General features: G+C 68.8%; 16 protein-coding genes. 1 reads left to right on the forward strand and 15 read right to left on the reverse strand.

Annotation, left to right across the window (positions count from 1 at the left end; translation table 11 throughout):
• Nucleotides 1-89: 89 nt before the first annotated feature.
• Nucleotides 90-1,019, reverse strand: coding sequence for a peptidoglycan DD-metalloendopeptidase family protein (locus ACFWZ4_RS13975; RefSeq protein WP_439705282.1), 930 nt, complete (start codon nt 1,017-1,019; stop codon nt 90-92).
• 27 nt (nt 1,020-1,046) lie between these two features.
• Here ACFWZ4_RS13975 and ACFWZ4_RS13980 point away from each other — a divergent pair, with 27 nt between their 5' ends.
• Nucleotides 1,047-1,526, forward strand: a complete 480-nt coding sequence (locus ACFWZ4_RS13980; RefSeq protein WP_439705283.1) for a DciA family protein — start codon at nt 1,047-1,049, stop codon at nt 1,524-1,526.
• 218 nt (nt 1,527-1,744) lie between these two features.
• Here ACFWZ4_RS13980 and lpxC read toward each other — a convergent pair whose 3' ends face one another.
• The 14 genes from lpxC to rsmH all read right to left on the reverse strand — a co-directional run bounded on the left by lpxC (nt 1,745) and on the right by rsmH (nt 17,954).
• Nucleotides 1,745-2,659, reverse strand: coding sequence for a UDP-3-O-acyl-N-acetylglucosamine deacetylase (gene lpxC / locus ACFWZ4_RS13985; RefSeq protein ID WP_439705284.1), 915 nt, complete (start codon nt 2,657-2,659; stop codon nt 1,745-1,747).
• A gap of 409 nt (nt 2,660-3,068) precedes the next feature.
• Complete coding sequence (gene ftsZ, locus ACFWZ4_RS13990) at nt 3,069-4,250, reverse strand: cell division protein FtsZ (RefSeq protein ID WP_231323557.1); 1,182 nt, start codon at nt 4,248-4,250, stop codon at nt 3,069-3,071.
• 112 nt (nt 4,251-4,362) lie between these two features.
• On the reverse strand, nt 4,363-5,595 hold the full coding sequence (gene ftsA / locus ACFWZ4_RS13995; RefSeq protein WP_231323555.1) for a cell division protein FtsA: 1,233 nt from the start codon (nt 5,593-5,595) through the stop codon (nt 4,363-4,365).
• 10 nt (nt 5,596-5,605) lie between these two features.
• Nucleotides 5,606-6,337, reverse strand: a complete 732-nt coding sequence (locus ACFWZ4_RS14000; RefSeq protein WP_439705285.1) for a cell division protein FtsQ/DivIB — start codon at nt 6,335-6,337, stop codon at nt 5,606-5,608.
• Entirely contained in the window at nt 6,334-7,293 is a 960-nt protein-coding gene (locus ACFWZ4_RS14005) for a D-alanine--D-alanine ligase (RefSeq protein ID WP_439705286.1), read from the reverse strand. Before ACFWZ4_RS14005 ends, ACFWZ4_RS14000 begins: the two co-directional genes overlap by 4 nt.
• Entirely contained in the window at nt 7,290-8,729 is a 1,440-nt protein-coding gene (gene murC, locus ACFWZ4_RS14010; RefSeq protein ID WP_439705287.1) for a UDP-N-acetylmuramate--L-alanine ligase, read from the reverse strand. Before murC ends, ACFWZ4_RS14005 begins: the two co-directional genes overlap by 4 nt.
• Complete coding sequence (gene murG / locus ACFWZ4_RS14015; protein WP_439705288.1) at nt 8,726-9,799, reverse strand: undecaprenyldiphospho-muramoylpentapeptide beta-N-acetylglucosaminyltransferase; 1,074 nt, start codon at nt 9,797-9,799, stop codon at nt 8,726-8,728. Before murG ends, murC begins: the two co-directional genes overlap by 4 nt.
• Nucleotides 9,796-11,040 carry a putative lipid II flippase FtsW gene (gene ftsW / locus ACFWZ4_RS14020; RefSeq protein WP_439705289.1) on the reverse strand — a complete coding sequence of 415 codons (1,245 nt, stop codon included), beginning with the start codon at nt 11,038-11,040 and terminating at the stop codon, nt 9,796-9,798. The genes murG and ftsW overlap by 4 nt, the downstream gene beginning before the upstream one ends.
• A 2-nt stretch (nt 11,041-11,042) precedes the next feature.
• Entirely contained in the window at nt 11,043-12,125 is a 1,083-nt protein-coding gene (gene mraY / locus ACFWZ4_RS14025; protein WP_439705290.1) for a phospho-N-acetylmuramoyl-pentapeptide-transferase, read from the reverse strand.
• Nucleotides 12,115-13,485 (reverse strand): UDP-N-acetylmuramoyl-tripeptide--D-alanyl-D-alanine ligase, encoded by a 1,371-nt coding sequence (locus ACFWZ4_RS14030; protein ID WP_439705291.1) that lies wholly within the window; start codon nt 13,483-13,485, stop codon nt 12,115-12,117. The genes mraY and ACFWZ4_RS14030 overlap by 11 nt, the downstream gene beginning before the upstream one ends.
• On the reverse strand, nt 13,482-14,960 hold the full coding sequence (locus ACFWZ4_RS14035) for a UDP-N-acetylmuramoyl-L-alanyl-D-glutamate--2,6-diaminopimelate ligase (protein WP_439705292.1): 1,479 nt from the start codon (nt 14,958-14,960) through the stop codon (nt 13,482-13,484). Before ACFWZ4_RS14035 ends, ACFWZ4_RS14030 begins: the two co-directional genes overlap by 4 nt.
• Nucleotides 14,957-16,768 (reverse strand): peptidoglycan D,D-transpeptidase FtsI family protein, encoded by a 1,812-nt coding sequence (locus ACFWZ4_RS14040; RefSeq protein ID WP_439705293.1) that lies wholly within the window; start codon nt 16,766-16,768, stop codon nt 14,957-14,959. Before ACFWZ4_RS14040 ends, ACFWZ4_RS14035 begins: the two co-directional genes overlap by 4 nt.
• Nucleotides 16,765-17,037 (reverse strand): cell division protein FtsL, encoded by a 273-nt coding sequence (gene ftsL, locus ACFWZ4_RS14045; protein ID WP_439705294.1) that lies wholly within the window; start codon nt 17,035-17,037, stop codon nt 16,765-16,767. Before ftsL ends, ACFWZ4_RS14040 begins: the two co-directional genes overlap by 4 nt.
• Nucleotides 17,034-17,954 carry a 16S rRNA (cytosine(1402)-N(4))-methyltransferase RsmH gene (gene rsmH / locus ACFWZ4_RS14050; protein ID WP_439705295.1) on the reverse strand — a complete coding sequence of 307 codons (921 nt, stop codon included), beginning with the start codon at nt 17,952-17,954 and terminating at the stop codon, nt 17,034-17,036. The genes ftsL and rsmH overlap by 4 nt, the downstream gene beginning before the upstream one ends.
• Between the last annotated feature and the right edge of the window lie 25 nt (nt 17,955-17,979).

A 17,979-nucleotide genomic window follows, 5' to 3' on the forward strand; every position in this document is an offset into this window, starting at 1 on the left:
GGGGACCGCCAGCAGTAGCTTGCGGCAAATGCACTCCGGCAGCGCCAGAAGCGCCGCCCCAAGCGGGATCCTGAAAGCCGGCTACCGGCTCAGCGGTGACTCTTCACGTAGGCCAGCGGGTTGACCACGCGGCCCTTGTACCAAACCTCGAAATGCACGTGCGGGCCAGTCGAACGACCGGTGGAACCCGCCTGCGAGACCACCTCGCCGACATGCACGCGCTGGCCCGGATGCACCAGCAGTTTGCTGTTGTGGGCATAGCGGGTCATGTAGCCATTGCCGTGGTCGATCTCGACTACATTGCCGTACCCGCTGCGCATGCCGGTAAAGGTGACCATGCCTTCGGCCACGGCATGGACCGGCGAACCGAACGGCACGGCGATGTCCAGACCTGTGTGGCGCGCGCTGTGGCCGTCGAACGGATCCGGGCGCACGCCGAAATAGGAGGAGATGTAACCCGAGGCCGGCATGCCGGTGGGCTTGAGGTTGGAATCGATCTTGGCGTCCAGAAGCAGGCTCTGCAGCGCGGACAACTGCGCCTGCTGGACGTCGAACTGGCCCGCGAGCTGGTCGATGCCCTTGTCCAGTGTCGGCGGCAGGGCGTAAGCGCTGCCGGCGGTGTCTTCCAGGCCGCCCATCGCGGGCTGCTGGTCGAAGTTGAATTCGTCCGGATCGAGCTTGCCGACCTCGGTCAGCCGTTCGCCCAATGCGTTGAGACGGGTGGACTGCGCTTCGAGCTGGCCGAGCTTGATCGCCAGGGCGTCGAGTTCGCGCTGGGAGTCCTTGCGCACGCCCGCCAGTTGCGTGTCCTGATCGCGAATCTGTTGCTTGAGCTGCTGGATCTCGGCCAGCGCGCGATCGCGCGGGCTCGATACGGTCAGCGCCACCGCGGCGCCCAGTACGCCACACCCGACCACAGCCGCTATCGCCAGCCCTGCCAGCCGCCAGCGCAACCGCCGCTGGCTCAGGTCGAGGGTCTTGGGCACTTTCCGGGAGCGGGATACGAGTATGATCTGCATTGCTTTTTTTCACTTCAGATGACGGCCATGCAGCGCGCCGATTCTCCCGCCTCCCGCCGCCTCGACCGTGGCCCCAAACCATTGGCCGAATGCGGTTCGTTCGCCTCGCTGGCCAAGAAGGCCGGTGAGCTGGATGCGTTGGATCGTGCCCTGCGCCAGACGTTGCCGACGCCATTGCGCGAACAGGTGCGATTCGCCCACCTGCGCAACGGCCGCCTCGTCTTCCTGGCGTCCTCACCGGCCTGGGCAGCTCGCCTGCGCCTGATGCAGGCGCAGATACTCGCTACCGCACGTGCCATCGGCACGAGCGCCAGTTCGGTCACCGTGAAAGTGGCTCCCCCCCGACCGGCCGCAACGGAACCGGATCGGTCAAAACCGCTTTCGCCTGCCGCAGCCATCCATCTCAAAGCCGCCGCAGCGTCAATCACAGACCCTGAACTGAAGGGACTGTTCCTCGAGCTGGCGTCCATCGCCGAAACTGCTGGATTCCCGGTCGCCAAGGACTGACTGGCGCGGGGCGCCGTGCCTTCGCGTGGTGCCCGGCGGGCACCGATTTTCCCCTGCCACCCCGAGGGCGGCAGAAGGTTTATAGCACGGTGGGAGGGCAGGTACACCCCGGCATGTCGCCGCAGCGTGAATCCGGGCGTGTATTGCGGGCGGCCTGCGTCACAGAAACGACGAAGGCCGCCTCTTGCGGGCGGCCTTCGTGGCAGACATCGGCAGAGTCAGATCGCCTGCGCCGGATGCGCGTAGGAGATCGGCGAAACGGCCGGATCGTCCTTGTAGACCACCTCTTCCCAGGCGGAGGGGTCGGCGATCAGGGTGCGCAGCAGCTTGTTGTTGAGCTCGTGGCCCGACTTGTGCGCGTGATACGCGCCGATCAGGCTGTGGCCGAGCAGATACAGGTCGCCGATGGCGTCCAGGATCTTGTGCTTGACGAATTCGTCCTCGTAGCGGAGGCCGTCCTCGTTCAATACGCGGTAGTCATCCAGCACCACGGCGTTGTCCATCGACCCGCCGAGCGCCAGGTTGTGCTCGCGCAGCATCTCGATGTCGCGCATGAAGCCGAAGGTACGCGCGCGGCTTACTTCCTTGACGAAGGAGGTCGTGGAGAAATCGATCTCGGCGCGCGAGGTGCGCTTGGAGATGATCGGGTGGTTGAACTCGATCGAGAAGCCCACCTTGAAGCCTTCGAACGGCTCGAAGCTGGCCCACTTGTCGCCTTCCTGCACCTTGATCGGCTTCTTGATGCGGATGAAACGCTTGGCGACGCCCTGCTCTTCGATGCCGGCAGACTGCAGCAGGAACACGAAGGGGCCGGCGCTGCCGTCCATGATCGGCACTTCCGGCGCGGACAGCTCCACGATGGCGTTGTCGATCCCCAGGCCGGCCATCGCCGAAAGCAGATGCTCGACGGTGGAGACGCGTACGTCGCCCTTGACCAGGGTGGTGGATAGCCGGGTGTCGCCCACGCAATCCGGGCGCGCATGGATGTCGACCGGCGGATTGAGGTCCGTACGGCGGAACACGATTCCCGTGTTCGGCGCGGCGGGGCGCAAGGTCATGTAGACCTTGTCGCCGGTGTGCAGGCCGACGCCGGTCGCACGGATGATGTTCTTGAGCGTACGCTGCTTGATCATTTTTATAGGTACCAGTGTGGGCAGCAGCCAATCAGGGGTCGGATGCTAACACAGTCTTAACCTGTGGCAATAGCAAACCGTACCGTACAGTCTGGTCGCCTCTTTAGCTTTCCTTCATACGTGACGCCGGTCACGAAGCCCGGCAATTCCCCGTCGCCTCAACCAGTTATCGCGACACGCCCCCTGCGCCGGGAGGACGGGTATCCGGCGCAGGAGGGCGGACAGGCCGGCGGCTCCCTTGCCGGCCGGTGCGCGCACCGGTCCTCGGTGCGCTGCCTTCACCCGAAGATCACCTGACGGACGGTCACGAAAACCACACAGGCGGTAGACGCCTGTCGGGCCACGTCATGCACTGACCAATCGATCTGGTGTTTCGTTCAATTTTCGCAAGACCTCCGGTGAGTGCCGTTTAGTCGGCCTGACGGCGCAAGAACGCGGGGATGTCCAGATAATCGAAGCTCGGGTCGGCGCCCTTGGCCGGCGGCTCGGCGCGGGTATGCGACACGACCGCCTCCGGGGCGGCGTAGTCGACCACCTCGTTGCCGGTGCCGGTGCGCAGCACCACCGGACGCGGACGCTGGCGCATCTCCACCTGCTGGGTGGCCACGGCACGCGGAGCCTGGCGAGTGGCGGTCGCGCGGTTGAGGCCGGTGGCCACCACGGTCACGCGCACGTCGTCCTGCATCTCCGGGTCGAGCGAGGTGCCGATCACCACGGTGGCGTCTTCGCTGGCGAAGTCGTGGATGACCCGGCCGATCTCGTCGAACTCGCGCATGGTCAGGTTCGGACCGGCGGTGACGTTGACCAGGATGCCGCAGGCGCCATTGAGGTTGACGTCTTCCAGCAGCGGGTTGTTGATCGCCGCCTCGGCCGCAGCCTGCGCGCGGTCGTCGCCGCGGGCGGTGCCCGAGCCCATCATCGCCATGCCCATCTCGGACATCACGGTGCGGACGTCGGCAAAGTCGACGTTGATCAGGCCAGGGGCGGTGATCAGGTCGGCGATGCCCTGCACGGCGCCCTGCAGCACGTCGTTGGCGGCCTTGAAGGCATTGAGCAGCGTGACTTCGCGACCTAGCACCGACAGCAATTTCTCGTTCGGTACGGTGATCAGCGAGTCGACGTGCTGGGACAGGTCCTCGATGCCCTTCATCGCCACCTGCATGCGGCGACGCCCCTCGAACGGGAACGGCTTGGTAACCACCGCCACGGTGAGGATGCCCTTTTCCTTGGCCAGCTGCGCCACCACCGGGGCCGCACCGGTGCCGGTGCCGCCGCCCATGCCGGCGGTGATGAACACCATGTCCGCGCCGTCGAGCATCTCCTCGATGCGCTCGCGATCCTCCAGCGCGGCCTGGCGGCCGACTTCCGGATTGGCGCCTGCGCCCAGGCCCTTGGTGACATTGGCCCCGAGCTGCAGGTGGGTGCGCGAGCCGCAGTTCTTCATCGCCTGCGCGTCGGTGTTGGCGACGACGAACTCGACGCCTTCGATGTTGGCGCTAAGCATGTGTGCCACGGCGTTGCCGCCGCCGCCGCCCACGCCGATGACCTTGATGACCGCGTTGGGTGCAAGTTTTTCGATCAATTCAAACATTTCCCGTCCTCCGTAGAGCTTCGTTGTCGTTGTAACCGCGGGTCCGACGTCCTGCCGGCCTGCGGTGGTGGGCGAACCTCCATTCGCCCGCGATGGCGCTCCGCGCCATCACTTAAAAGTTCTTGGTAATCCAGCCGCGCACCTTGTCCACCAGCCCGCCGACGCTGCCCCCGACGGGGTGGCTGATCCGGACGCCGCCCGCTCGCGCCCCATGCAGCAACAGGCCCACGCCGGTCGAATGCAGCGGGTTGGCGACTACGTCGCCGAGGCCGGTGACGTGCTGCGGCACGCCGATGCGCACCATCTTGTGGAAGATCTCCTCGGCCAGCTCCAGCGCGCCCTCCATGCGGGAGGCACCGCCAGTCAGCACCACGCCGGCGGCGACCAGGCTGTCGTAACCGGAGCGGCGCAGCTCGTCCTGCACCATCTCGAAGATTTCCTCGTAGCGCGCCTGCACGCTCTGCGCGAGCGACTGGCGGGCGAGACGACGGGGCGGGCGGTCGCCGACGCTGGGCACCTGGATGGTTTCCTCGGCGTGCGCCAGCTGCGCCAGCGCGCAGGCGTACTTGATCTTGATCTCCTCGGCATGCGCGGTCGGCGTGTGCACGCCGTAGGCGATGTCGTTGGTGACCTGGTCGCCGCCCACTGGCAGCGACTTCGTGTAGCGGATCGAGCCCTGCGTATAGATGGCGATGTCCGTCGTACCGGCGCCGATGTCGACCAGGCACACGCCCAGTTCGCGCTCGTCGTCGGTGAGCACGGACTTGGCGCTGGCTACCGCCGAGGGCACCAGCTCGTCCACGGACAGCCCACAGCGCTGAATGCACTTGCTGATGTTCTGCACCGCCGCGGCCGCGCCGGTGACCAGGTGGACGGAGGCTTCCAGGCGCACGCCGCTCATGCCGACCGGCGAACGGATGCCGTCCTGGCCGTCGATGCGGTATTCCTGCGACTCCTTATATAGAACCTTGCGATCGGCCGGGATCGCCACCGCGCTCGCCGCCTCCAGCACCTGCTCCAGGTCGCCGGGGGTGACTTCGCGGTCGCGGATCGCGGCGGTGCCGTGCGAGTTCTTGGTCTCCAGGTGACTGCCGGAGATCGAGGCGAACACCGAGCGGATGTCGCAGCCGGCCATCAGCTCGGCCTCTTCCACCGCGCGCTGGATCGAGTGCACGGTCGATTCGATATCCACGACCGAGCCGCGCTTCATGCCGCGCGAGACGTGCGAGCCGATGCCGATCACCTCGATCGGTTCGCCCGGCTCGTACTCACCCACGATCGCGGTCACCTTGTTGGTGCCGATGTCCAGGCCGACGACCAGCTGCTTGTCGTTGCGAGTCTTCATAGGGTCAGGCTCATGTGCGGGGCGCCCCCGCGGCAGGTGCGGCGGCATCGGGCCAGCGCACGGCGAATCCGTTGGTGTAGCGAAGGTCGGCGTAGGCAAAGGCGGCGGGGTGGCCTGCCATCACCTGCGGGTAGACGTCGAGGAAGCGGCGCAGGCGCTTGCCGGCCTGGGCACGGTCGCCCAGCACGATCTGCGCACCCGCTTCGGTGGTCAGGCTCCAGCTGCCGCGTTCGGACAGCGCCACGCCGGACACCTTCAGCGGCGTGCGCGCGACGGCCTTGAGCGCATCGGCGTAGAACGCCACCACTTCGGGCATCTGCGCGTCCGGACCGCGCAGGTCGGGCAGCGGCGCAGCTGCCGCGTCCTTGCCGCCGTCGAACAGCACGCCCTGGCGGCTGATCAGACGCGTGCCGTTCCAGCGCGCGAACGGCTGCCGCTCGTAGATGCGCAGGATCAGCGTGTCCGGCCAGCGCTTGCGCGCCTCGACCGATTCCACCCAGGGCAGCGCGGCCACGGCCTGCTGCACCGAATCAAGGTCCAGCGCAAAGAAGCCATGTCCCAGGCGGGGCAGCACGGCGGAGCGAATCTCCTCGGTGGTCACGTGCTTGAACTCGGCCTGCACGGTCAGCTGCGTCACCGGCCATCGGTCGGCGGCGAACCAGCCGCGCAGCACGCCGACGACCGGCAGCGCCACAAGGGCGATGGCCAGGCACCAGGCAACGAGGCGGATGGCTCCCCTCACAGAGCCTCCCGGAAGCTGGTTTCCAGCACGCGCCAGCATACGTCTTCGTAGTCGATGCCGGCGGCCTTGGCGGCCTTGGGCACCAGCGAGTGCGAGGTCATGCCCGGCGCGGTGTTCACTTCGAGCAGGAAGTTGCGGCCCTGGCGGTCGCGCATCACGTCCACGCGGCCCCAGCCATGGCAGCCAAGCGCGTCGAAGGCCTCGAGCGCCAGCGCGCGCAATTCATCCTCGGCCGCGCCCTCGAGGCCTGGGCAGAGATACTGGGTGTCTTCGGCGACGTACTTGGCGTTGTAGTCGTAGAACGCGCCCTTGGGCACGATATGGATCGAGGGCATCACCTGGCGGCCGAGGATGGCGACGGTCATCTCGTCACCCTCGATCAGGGTTTCCATCAGCAGGTCACCCGGGTAGCGGGCGGCCAGTTGCACGGCGCTGTCGAGCTGGTTTTCCTCGAACACGCGGGTGACGCCCACGCTGGAGCCCTCGCAAGCCGGCTTGACGATCAGTGGGAAACCGACCCGTTTCGCCGCCGCATGCACGGCATCGGCACCGGCACCGCGCGGCAGCGCCACGAAGGTCGGCGTCGGCAGGCCGAGCGATTGCCACACGCGCTTGGAGCGAACCTTGTCCATCGACAACGCCGAGCCGAGCACGCCCGAGCCGGTGTAGGGCACGTTGAGCGATTCGAGCGCTCCCTGAAGGACGCCATCCTCGCCTCCACCGTGCTGGCCATGCAGGATGTTGAACACGCGCGCGAAGTGACCGGCGCGCAACGCGTCTAGCAGGGCCGGGATGCCGTCGATCGCATGCGCGTCGACGCCACGGCTCTTGAGCGCCGCCAGCACGTTGCGGCCGGAATCGAGCGAGACCTCGCGCTCGGCGGAGCTGCCGCCCATCACCACGGCCACCCGGCCGAACTGGGCGGGGTCGGTGATCCTGCTGGTCGTAGCGTTCACTTCGTAGTCCTCAGGTGGCCAGCCTGCGCGAGCTCCACCGCCGCCGCGCCGATGTCGCCGGCACCGAGCAGTAGCAGGAGGTCGCCGTCGCGCAGCAGCGTCGGCAGGGTGTCCTTGAAATCGCGCGGGTGCTCGACGAGCACCGGGTCGACCTTGCCGCGCGCGCGCACCGCGCGGGCCAGGGCACGCCCGTCGGCGCCGGCGATCGGCGCCTCACCGGCCGGGTAGACCTCGGTCAGCACCAGCACGTCGGCCTCGGCCAGCACATTGGCGAAGTCGTCCAGCAGGTCGCGCGTGCGGCTGTAGCGGTGCGGCTGGAAGCCCACCACCAGACGCCGGTCCGGCCAGCCGCCGCGGGCGGCCGCGAACACGGCGGCCAGCTCGCGCGGATGGTGGCCGTAATCGTCCACCAGCAGCACGCTGCCCTGTTCCAGAGCGAGCTCGCCGCGGCGGTGGAAACGCCGGCCGACGCCCTGGAAGTTCTCCAGCGCGCGGGCGATGGCCTCGGCTTCGACGCCGAGCTGCCAGCCGATCGTGGCGGCGGCCAGCGCGTTGAGCACGTTGTGCTGGCCCGGCAGGTTGAGCGTGACCGGCAGCGGCGCGGCGCGGCCGGGCAGCTGCAGGTCGAACAGCATCTGGAAGCCGCTCTGGCGCACGTTGATGGCGCGCACGTCGGCGTCGGTCGCGCGGATGCCGTAGGTCATCACGCGGCGCGTGGTGTCCTTTGCCAGTTTCGCCACTTCCTCGTCGTCCACGCAGAGCACGGCCAGGCCGTAGAACGGCAGGCGGTGCAGGAAATCCGCAAAGGCCTTCTTCACCTGCGCGAAATCGCCGCCGTAGTTCTCCAGGTGATCGGCGTCGATGTTGGTGACGGCGGCGATCACCGGCGAGAGCAGCAGGAACGAGCCGTCGGATTCATCGGCTTCGGCGACCAGGTATTGGCCCGTGCCCAGCCGCGCGTTGGCGCCCGCGGCGTTGAGCTGGCCGCCGATCACGAAGGTTGGGTCGTAGTTGGCCTCGGCCAGCACGCTCGCGACCAGGCTGGTCGTGGTGGTCTTGCCGTGCGTGCCGGCGATGGCGACGCCGCGGCGGAAGCGCATCAGCTCGCCCAACATCTCCGCGCGCGGGATCACCGGGATGCGCGCGGCACGCGCGGCGACCAGTTCCGGGTTGTCCTGGCGGATGGCGCTCGAGGTCACCACCACGTCGGCATCGCCCACGTGCGCGGCCTCGTGGCCGATGCGCACATCGATGCCGAGCGCGGCCAGCCGCTGCGCCGTGGGCGAGTTGGCCTTGTCCGAGCCGGACACGGCGTAACCCAGGTTGTGCAGCACCTCGGCGATGCCGCTCATGCCCACGCCGCCGATGCCGATGAAATGCACGCGGCGGAACGTGGTCATCAGGTCTTCGTGTGCCAACAGGCGACGCGGCGTCATGCGGCCACCTCCAGGCAGGCGCGCGCGATCGTCGCGGCGGCATCGGGCTTGGCCTGGGTGCGCGCGGCCTCGGCCATCGCCATCAGCTGGCGGCGATCGGCGAGCAGCGCGGCGAGACGCTGCGCCAGTTGCTGTACGTCCAAATCACGTTCCTGGATCAGTTCGGCGGCGCCCGCTTCCACCAGCGCCTGCGCGTTGCCTGTCTGGTGGTCATCGACCGCGTGGGGGAAAGGCACCAGCACGGCGCCCAGGCCCGCGGCAGTGAGCTCGGCGATCGTCAGCGCGCCGGCACGGCACACGGCGAGGTCGGCCCAGCCGTAAGCGGCGGCCATGTCCTCGATGAAAGGCACCACGTCGGCCTCGACGCCCGCCTGCGCGTAGGCCGCGCGGGCTTCGTCGACACCGCGGCTGCCGCACTGGTGGCGCACGGCCGGGCGCTGGTCGGCAGGGATCAGCGCCAGCGCCTGCGGCAACGCGAGGTTGAGCGCGCGCGCGCCAAGGCTGCCCCCCAGCACCAGCAACTGCGATCGTCCGCTGCGCGTGGCGAGCCGATCGGCCGGCGGCGGCAGTGCCGCGATGTTGGCGCGCACCGGGTTGCCCACCCATTCGCCGTTCGGGAGCGCGTCGACGAAACCGGCCATCACCCGCTTCGCGAAACCGGCGAGCTTGCGGTTGGTGTAGCCGGCGACGCGGTTCTGCTCATGCACCAGCAGCGGCGTGCCGGTGATCCGCGCGGCGATGCCACCAGGGCCGGCGACGTATCCACCCATCGACAACACGCTGCGCGGGCGTACCCGGCGCAACACGCGCAGCGAGGCGAGCAGTGCGCGGGCCAGCATCAGGGGTGCCAGCAGGCGCGTCCTGAATCCCTTGCCGCGCAGCCCGCCGACCGCGACGGTGTGCAGTTCGATGCCGTGCGCCGGCACCACGCGCGTCTCCATCCCGCCGGCCGCGCCCAGCCAGGCCACCGGGATGCCCTGCGCGCGCAGCACGTCGGCCACGGCCAGGCCCGGGAAAATGTGGCCGCCGGTACCTCCGGCCATGATCAGCACGGGACGGTTCGCGCTCATGCGGCCACCGCCTCGCGCTCGCGCGGCGGCGCCACTGCCGCGTTCGCGTCAGCTACGGCCGCCGCGGGCATCCGCGTGGCCGTCTGGCGCGCGTCCAGCGCGCGGTTGATCTCGAAGGTGGCACGCAACAGTACGCCGGCCATGGCGCAGGTCATCAACACGGACGAGCCGCCCGAGCTGATCAGCGGCAGGGTCAGGCCCTTGGTCGGCAACGCGCCGAGGTTCACGCCGATCGACACCATCGCCTGAAGGCCCAGCATCAGCGAGATGCCGAAGGCCACGTAGCCGGCGAAGCGCTGGCCCACTTCCACGCCCTTCAGGCCGAGGTACAGGCCGCGGCCGACCACGGTTGCAAACAGCCCGATCACCAGCACGATGCCGGCCAGGCCCAGTTCCTCGCCGATCACCGCCAGAATGAAGTCGGTGTGCGCTTCGGGCAGGTACGACAGCTTGAGCACGCTCGAACCCAGTCCCACGCCGGTCCACTCGCCGCGACCGATCGCCATGAGCGACTGGGTCAGCTGGAAGCCGTCGTTGAACGGATCCTTCCATGGGTCCATGAAGGAGGTCAGCCGCTTCATGCGGTAGCTCTCGCTGGTCGCCGCGACGACCAGCGCCGGCATCAGCGGCAGGCCCATCAGGAACAGGTACAGCGGCCGCGCGCCGCCCAGCCAGACCATGCCGATGGTGACCGCGATCACCAGCGTGGCCGAGCCGAAGTCCGGCTGCGCCAGCAGCAGAAGCACGATGACGCCCGCCACGATGATCGGCCGCAGCAGGCCCCAGAACTTCGTCTCGACGCTTTCTCGGTGGCGCACCAGGAAGCTCGCCACGTAGACGACCAGGATCAGCTTCACCGCCTCGACCGGCTGGAAGCTGAGCACGATGAAGTTGAGCCAGCGCCGCGCACCGTTGATGCGCATGCCCAGGTGCGGCACGAAGACCGCCAGCAGCATGACGCCACCGACCAGCAACAAGGGAAATGCGTACTTTTCCACCTGTTTCAGTTCGGTGCGCATGGCGATGCCGGCAAGCAGCAATCCCATCGCCAGGTAGAACAGGTGCTTCTTCAGGTAATAGAACGCACCGATATGCTGGCTGTCGGCCACCGCGATGGAACTGGAGGTGACCATCACCACGCCCATGCTGGCCAGCCCGACGAGCGCGACCAGCAGCGGCAGGTCGAAGCTGCCGCGCGGCCCGTGCCGCTTGATCGCCTGACTGGATCCGAAGCCGAACATCGTCAACGCACCTTCAACGTGGCGAGGCCGACCAGCACGAGCACGACGCTGATGATCCAGAAACGCACGATCACCCGCGGCTCGGGCCAGCCCTTGAGCTCGAAGTGGTGGTGGATCGGCGCCATGCGGAAGATGCGCTTGCCGGTCAACTTGAAGCTCGCCACCTGCAGCATCACGGAGACGGTCTCCAGCACGAACACGCCACCCATCACGATCAGCACGATTTCCTGGCGCACGATCACGGCCACGCAGGCCAGCGCCGCGCCGATGGCGAGCGCGCCGACGTCGCCCATGAACACCTGCGCCGGGTACGTGTTGAACCACAGGAAGCCCAACCCCGCGCCGGCGAGTGCACCGCAGAAGATCGACAGCTCGCCTGCCCCGGGAATCGAGGGGATGCCCAGGTACTCGGAGAACACCTTGTTGCCGGCCAGGTAGGCAAATACGCCCAGCGCGCCGGAGACCAGCACCGAGGGCATGATCGCCAGGCCGTCCAGCCCGTCGGTGAGGTTCACCGCGTTGGAGAAGCCGACCACCATGAAGTAGGCGACCACCACGAACAGCACGCCCAGCGGCAATGCCACCTGCTTGAACAGCGGCACGTACAGCGCGGTCTCGGCCGGCAGCTGGGCGGTCTTGTAGAGGAACAGCGCCGCCGCCAGTCCGAACACCGACTGCCAGAAGTACTTCCAGCGCGAGGCCAGCCCGCGACTGTCCCTGAGCACCAGCTTCTTGTAGTCGTCGTAGAACCCGATCACGCCGAAGGCGATCAGCACCGCCAGCACGATCCACACATAGCGGTTGTGCAGGTCGGCCCAGAGCAGCGTGGCGATGGCGATCGCCAGCAGGATCATCACCCCGCCCATCGTCGGCGTACCGGCCTTGACCAGGTGCGTCTGCGGTCCATCGCTTCGCACGACCTGTCCGGCCTTGAGCGCCGCCAGCCGCATGATCAGGCCCGGACCCAGCAGCAGCGACATCGCCAGCGCGGTGAGCGCGGCCATGATCGTGCGGAAGGTGATGTACTGGAAAAGGTGCAGGGCGGTGAAATGCCGTGCCATCCAGTCGGCCAGCTCAAGCAGCATCGGCGGGGCCTCCGGAGGCGTGGGTTTGTTCTTTGAGTGAGGACACGACCTGCTCCATGCCGGCCGAGCGCGAGCCCTTGACCAGGCAGGTCACGCCCGCGTGCAGCTGGCGCGCCAGCGAAGCGGCCAGCGCGGCCTTGTCGGCGTGGTGTTCGCTGCCGCCACCGAAAGCCCTGGCCGCGCCGGCGCTCAGCGGCCCGACCGCGAACAGCCGGTCGATGCCAGCCGCCTTGGCGCGCGCGCCGATGCCTTCGTGCAGCGCGCGCGCGTCGGCGCCGAGCTCGGCCATGTCGCCGAGCACCAGCCAGCGTTCGCCGGCAGCCAGCGCCAGCGTGTCGATCGCAGCGCCCACGGAACCGGGGTTGGCGTTGTAACTGTCGTCGATCAGCGTCCAGCCGCCCGGCATCGTCTCGCTGCGCAGCCGCCCGGCGACGCCAGGCACGTGCAGAAGGCCGGCGACGATGGTCGCCAGCGGCACGTCCAGCGCCAGCGCGATCGAGGCCGCGGCCAGCGCATTGGCGATGTTGTGCCGTCCGGCCAGCGGCAGCGCCACCTCGGCCTCGCCCTCGGGCGTGCGCAGGATGAAGCGCGAGCCGTCCACGCGCTGCTCCAGGATGGTGGCGCCCACGTCGACGTGACCGTCCAGGCCGAAATGCAGCGTCGCGCGCGAACCGGCCAGGCCTTCGAAGAAGCCGGCGAAAGCATCGTCGGCATTGATGATCGCCACGCCGTCGGCCGGCAGCGCCTGGTACAGCGCGCCCTTGGTTTCGGCCACGCCTTCCAGACTGCCCATCCGCTCAAGGTGCGCCGGCGCGATGGTGTTGACGAGGCCGATATCGGGCCGCGCGATGGCGGCAAGGTAGGCAATGTCGCCCGGCTTGCCGGCGCCCATCTCAAGCACCGCGTATTCGGTGTCGGCGGGCATCGCCAGCAAGGTCAGCGGCAGGCCCAGCTCGTTGTTGTAGTTGCCCGCGTTGACGTGGGTGCGGCCGTGGCGCGAGAGAATCGAGGCGGTCAGCGTCTTGACCGTCGTCTTGCCGTTGGAACCGGTGATGCCGACCACGCGCACATCGCGCTGCGCGCGCACCGCGCTGGCCAGGTCGCCGAGCGCGGCCTGGGTGTCGTTGACCAGCACCTGCGGCAGGTCGACGTCCATGCGGCGCGTGACCAGCGCCGCGGCAGCACCGTGCAGGGCGGCCTCGCGCACGAAGTCGTGGCCGTCGACGCGCTCGCCCTTGATCGCCACGAACAGCTCACCCGCCTTCAACCGGCGGGTATCGATCGCCACTCCATCCACCTGCAGGTCGGCGCCGAGCAGGCGCCCGTGGGTCCATACCGCGATCTCGGAGAGGCGCATCATGCGTGGTTCTCCCTGGCCGGTTGCGCAAGGGCGGCGCGGGCGACAGCGAGGTCGTCGAACGGACGCTTGCCGGCGGCACCTTCCTGGTAGGTTTCGTGGCCCTTGCCGGCGATCAGCACGACGTCGTCCGCGCCGGCCCGGGCGATGGCCGTGCCGATCGCGGCGGCACGGTCGCGCTCGATCGCTGCGGGACGCTGCATGCCGGCGCGGATCTGCGCCACGATGGCGTCGCCGTCCTCGCCACGCGGGTTGTCGTCGGTGACGATCGCCACGTCGGCCAGGCGCTCGGCGATCTCGCCCATCTGCGGACGCTTGCCCGCATCGCGCTCGCCGCCGCAGCCGAACACGCAGATCAGCCGCCCGGCGCAATGCGCGCGCAGCGCGGTGAGCGCCTGCTCCAGCGCGTCGGGCGTGTGCGCGTAATCGACCACCACCAGCGGGCGCCGGCCATCGCCGCCGAGGCGATTCATGCGGCCGTTGACCGGCACGAGCGTCTGGACCGCCTCGACCACGCGCGCGAACGGCTCGCCCAGCGCGCCCAGGCAGGCCACCACGGCGAGCAGGTTGGCCACGTTGAAGCGGCCGAGCAGCGGGCTGCGGATCGCATGCGCGCCCCAAGGCGTAACGAGTTCGAAGGCGAGGCCCTCGGCGGAGGTCGCGATGGCCCGGGCACCGACGTCGGCGCCTCCCACGATGCTGGTGCGCAGCACGCGCACGCCGGCCGGCAGGCGATCGGCCAGGGTGTGGCCGAACGCGTCGTCCACGTTGATCGCGGCCGCCTTCAGGCCTGGCCAGGCGAACAGCCTGGCCTTGGCGGCGCCGTAAGCCTCCATCGTGCCGTGGTAGTCGAGATGATCGCGGGTCAGGTTGGTGAAAGCGGCGACCTCGAAATCCACCGCGCCCACCCGGCCTTGCTCCAGGGCATGCGAGGAGACCTCCATCGCCACGTGCGTCGCGCCCTGGTCGCGAAAACGCGCCAACAGACGCTGCACGCTGATCGCATCGGGCGTGGTGCGCTCGCCGTCGTCGAGCGCGCCGAAAAGCCCGGCGCCGAGCGTGCCGATGCTGGCGGCCGTATGACCCAGCCGCGACAGCGCCTGGGTGATCATCTGCACCGTCGAGGTCTTGCCGTTGGTGCCGGTGACGCCGACGATGCGCAGCGCGCGCGAGGGGTGGTCGTAGAAGCGCGCGGCGATCTCGCCCAGGCGCGCATGCAGGTGCTCGATCCATAGCACCGGAACGCCCGGCGTGAAGCCTGCCACCGTCGGCGCCTCGGCGAGCACCAGCGCCGCGCCGCGCGCCACTGCCTCGGCGGCGAAGGCGATGCCATGCGTGCGGGTCCCGTTCAATGCGATGAAGGCTTCACCGGGACGCACCTGGCGCGAGTCCAGGCTCAGGCCACAGAGACGAAGATCGCCGAGCGCACCGGCGTCGGCGAAACCATCGAGCAGGTCGAGGAGTGGGCGCGTGGTCACGGCTCATCCTCGACGGGTGCGTCGTCGATCGGTGGATCGACCGGCGGCTTGCTGCCGGCCAGCCCGGTCGGGCTCATCAGGGGTCCGCCGCCATACCAGCGCCCGATGTTGTCCGGTGGCACGTCGAGCAGGCGCAGCGCCCCTTCCATGACGCGCGCGAACACGGGGGCGGAAACCATGCCGCCGTAGTAGCTGCGCTTTTGCGGGTCGTCGATGATCACCACGCCCACCAGCCGCGGGTTGCTCGCCGGCACCAGGCCGGCGAAAGCGGCGGTGTAGTTGTTGCGCGAGTAACCGCCGGCGGCGGCCTTGTGCGCCGTGCCGGTCTTGCCCGCCACGATGTAGTTGGCAATACGCGCGGTGGTGGCGGTGCCGCCCGGGGCGGTCACCGTCTCCATCATCCGCACGATCTCGTCGGCGACCTGCTGCGACACGATCGCCTTGGCGTCGTTGTCGGCATCCTTGATGAAGCTGGGCGAATGCATGACGCCGTGGTCGCCCAGCGTGGCGTACGCGTTGGCCAGCTGCAGCGGCGTCACGTTCAGGCCGTAGCCGTAGCCCATGATCGCCTGTTCCAGCGGACGCCAGTCGCGACCGATGCGAAGCAGGCCCGAGGACTCGCCAGGAAAGCCGCTGCTGGTGCTGTTGCCGAAGCCGAACGCGCGGTACGTGTTGTACATGAGTGCGGTGTCGAGCGTCATGGCAATGCGCGCCGCGCCGACGTTGCTCGACTTGGTGATCACGCCGGTGGGCGTGAGCAAGCCGTAGTTGTGCGTGTCGTGGATGTCATGGCCCTGGAAGTACCAGTGGCCGCCGGTGGTGTCGATCAGCGGGCTGGTCGGCGTGTACTTGCCGCTGGAGAGCGCCGCGGCCATGAGCACCGGCTTGATCGTCGAGCCGGGCTCGATCAGGTCGGTGACGGCGCGGTTGCGCCGGTCGGAGAACTTGCTGCCGGACAGCGAGTTGGGGTTGTAGGTCGGCAGGTTGACCATCGCCAGCACTTCGCCGGTCGGCACGTCCAGAATCACCATGGACCCGGAGGACGCATCGAATTCGGTCAGCGCGTTCTTCAGCTCGTTGTAGGCCAGGAACTGGATGCGCCGGTCGATGCTGAGCGTGAGGCTCTTGCCCGGCTTGGGCTCGCGCACCTGCTCGACGTCCTCGACCACGTGCCCCATGCGGTCGCGGATCACCCGCTTGGCGCCCGGCTTGCCGGAAAGCCAGTCGTCGAAGGCAAGCTCAAGCCCTTCCTGGCCATGGTCGTCGATGTTGGTGAAGCCGAGCACGTGCGCGGTTACTTCGCCCGACGGGTAGTAGCGGCGGTACTCGCGCTGCGCATTGATGCCCGGGATGTCCAGGTCGAGCACGGCTTCGGCTGCTTCCGGCGGCATCTGCCGGCGCAGATAGACGAACTCGCGGTCGGCGCGCTGTGCCAGGCGCTCCTTGAGCTCGCCTGCGTCCACGCCGAGCGCTGCGGCCAGGTCGGGGATGCGGTCGGCGTTCTCGAGCACCTGCGGCGGGTTGGCCCAGATGGACATCACCGGCGTGGACACTGCCAGCGGCTCGCCGTTGCGATCGAAGATGGTGCCGCGCGACACCGGGATCTTCACTTCGCGCAGGAAGCGCGCGTCGCCCTGGTCCTGGTAGAACTGTTTGCGCATCACCTGCAGGTCGAACGCGCGTGCGACCAGCCCCAACGAGGCCAACGACAGTACGCCGACCACCAGCAGCATGCGCTTGCGCGCGCTTGGGCCCGCGCCACGGCGGCGGCCGGCGGAAGGTTGCGGGAGCGGGCGGCGCAGGCTCATCGGCGCACCAGCTGGATGTCCTGCGGCCTGGGCGTCACCATGCCGAGCTTGCTGCGCGCTTCGTCGTCGATGCGCCGCGGCTCGGCCCAGGTCGCCTGCTCCAGTTCGAGCCGACCGTATTCGACGTTGAGTTCGTCGCGCTGGTTCTGCAGGCGGGTAAGGTCGACGAACAGCACGCGGCTCTCATGGCGCGTCCACACCACACCGATCGCGCTGGCCAGCACGGCCAGCAGCAGGATCACCAGCGTGACGCCGCCGAGCGCCCTCATGCGAGTTTCTCCGCCACGCGCAGCACCGCCGAGCGGGCGCGCGGGTTGACCGCCAGCTCCTCGTCGGACGGGAAGCGTGCCTTGCCCACCGCGGCCAGGCGCGCGGGCTTGGCGGCTACCGGCGGACCGCGCCGGCTGCCCTGCACGCGGCCGGAATGGTCGCGGATGAATTGCTTGACCGCGCGGTCCTCCAGCGAGTGGAAGCTGATCACCGAAAGCCGTCCACCGACCTTGAGCCGCTCCAGCGCCGCATCAAGGCCGCGCTGCACGGCATCGAGCTCGCCGTTCACGCGGATGCGCAGGGCCTGGAAACTGCGCGTGGCCGGGTGCTTGCCCGGCTCGCGGCGACCGATGGTGCGCTCGATCAGCGCCGCCAGCTCGCCGGTGCGCGCGATCGGCGCCTCGGCCCGGCGCGCCACGATGGCGCGGGCGATCTTGCGGCTGAAGCGCTCCTCGCCGAAGGTCCACAGGACGTCGGCGATCTCGTGCTCGTCGGCGCGGGCAAGGAACTCCGCTGCGCTCTCGCCCTGGGTGGTGTCCATGCGCATGTCCAGCGGCGCATCGGCCATGAAGCTGAAGCCGCGCGCGGCCTCGTCCAGCTGCGGCGAGGAGACGCCGAGGTCGAGCAACACGCCATCGAGGCCGGCGGCGGTCTCGTCCCACTCGGCGAGCTCGGCGAAGTTGCCGTGGCGGATCGCCACGCGCGGATCGCCCGCGAACGCCTCGCGCGCGGCCGCGATGGCGGTCGGATCCCGGTCCATCAACAGCAGCCGGCCGGCGGGCCCCAGGCGCGACAGGACCGCGCGTGCGTGACCGCCGCGACCGAAGGTGCCATCCAGATACCGCCCGCCTGCCTGCACGGCTAGGCCCTCCACCGCTTCGCCCAGCATCACCGGGATGTGCCGCAACTCGGCCACGCCGCACCCTCCCGTCCCGTATTCG

Source organism: Frateuria sp. GZRe12 (assembly GCF_051900535.1).
Lineage (GTDB): Bacteria > Pseudomonadota > Gammaproteobacteria > Xanthomonadales > Rhodanobacteraceae > Frateuria_A.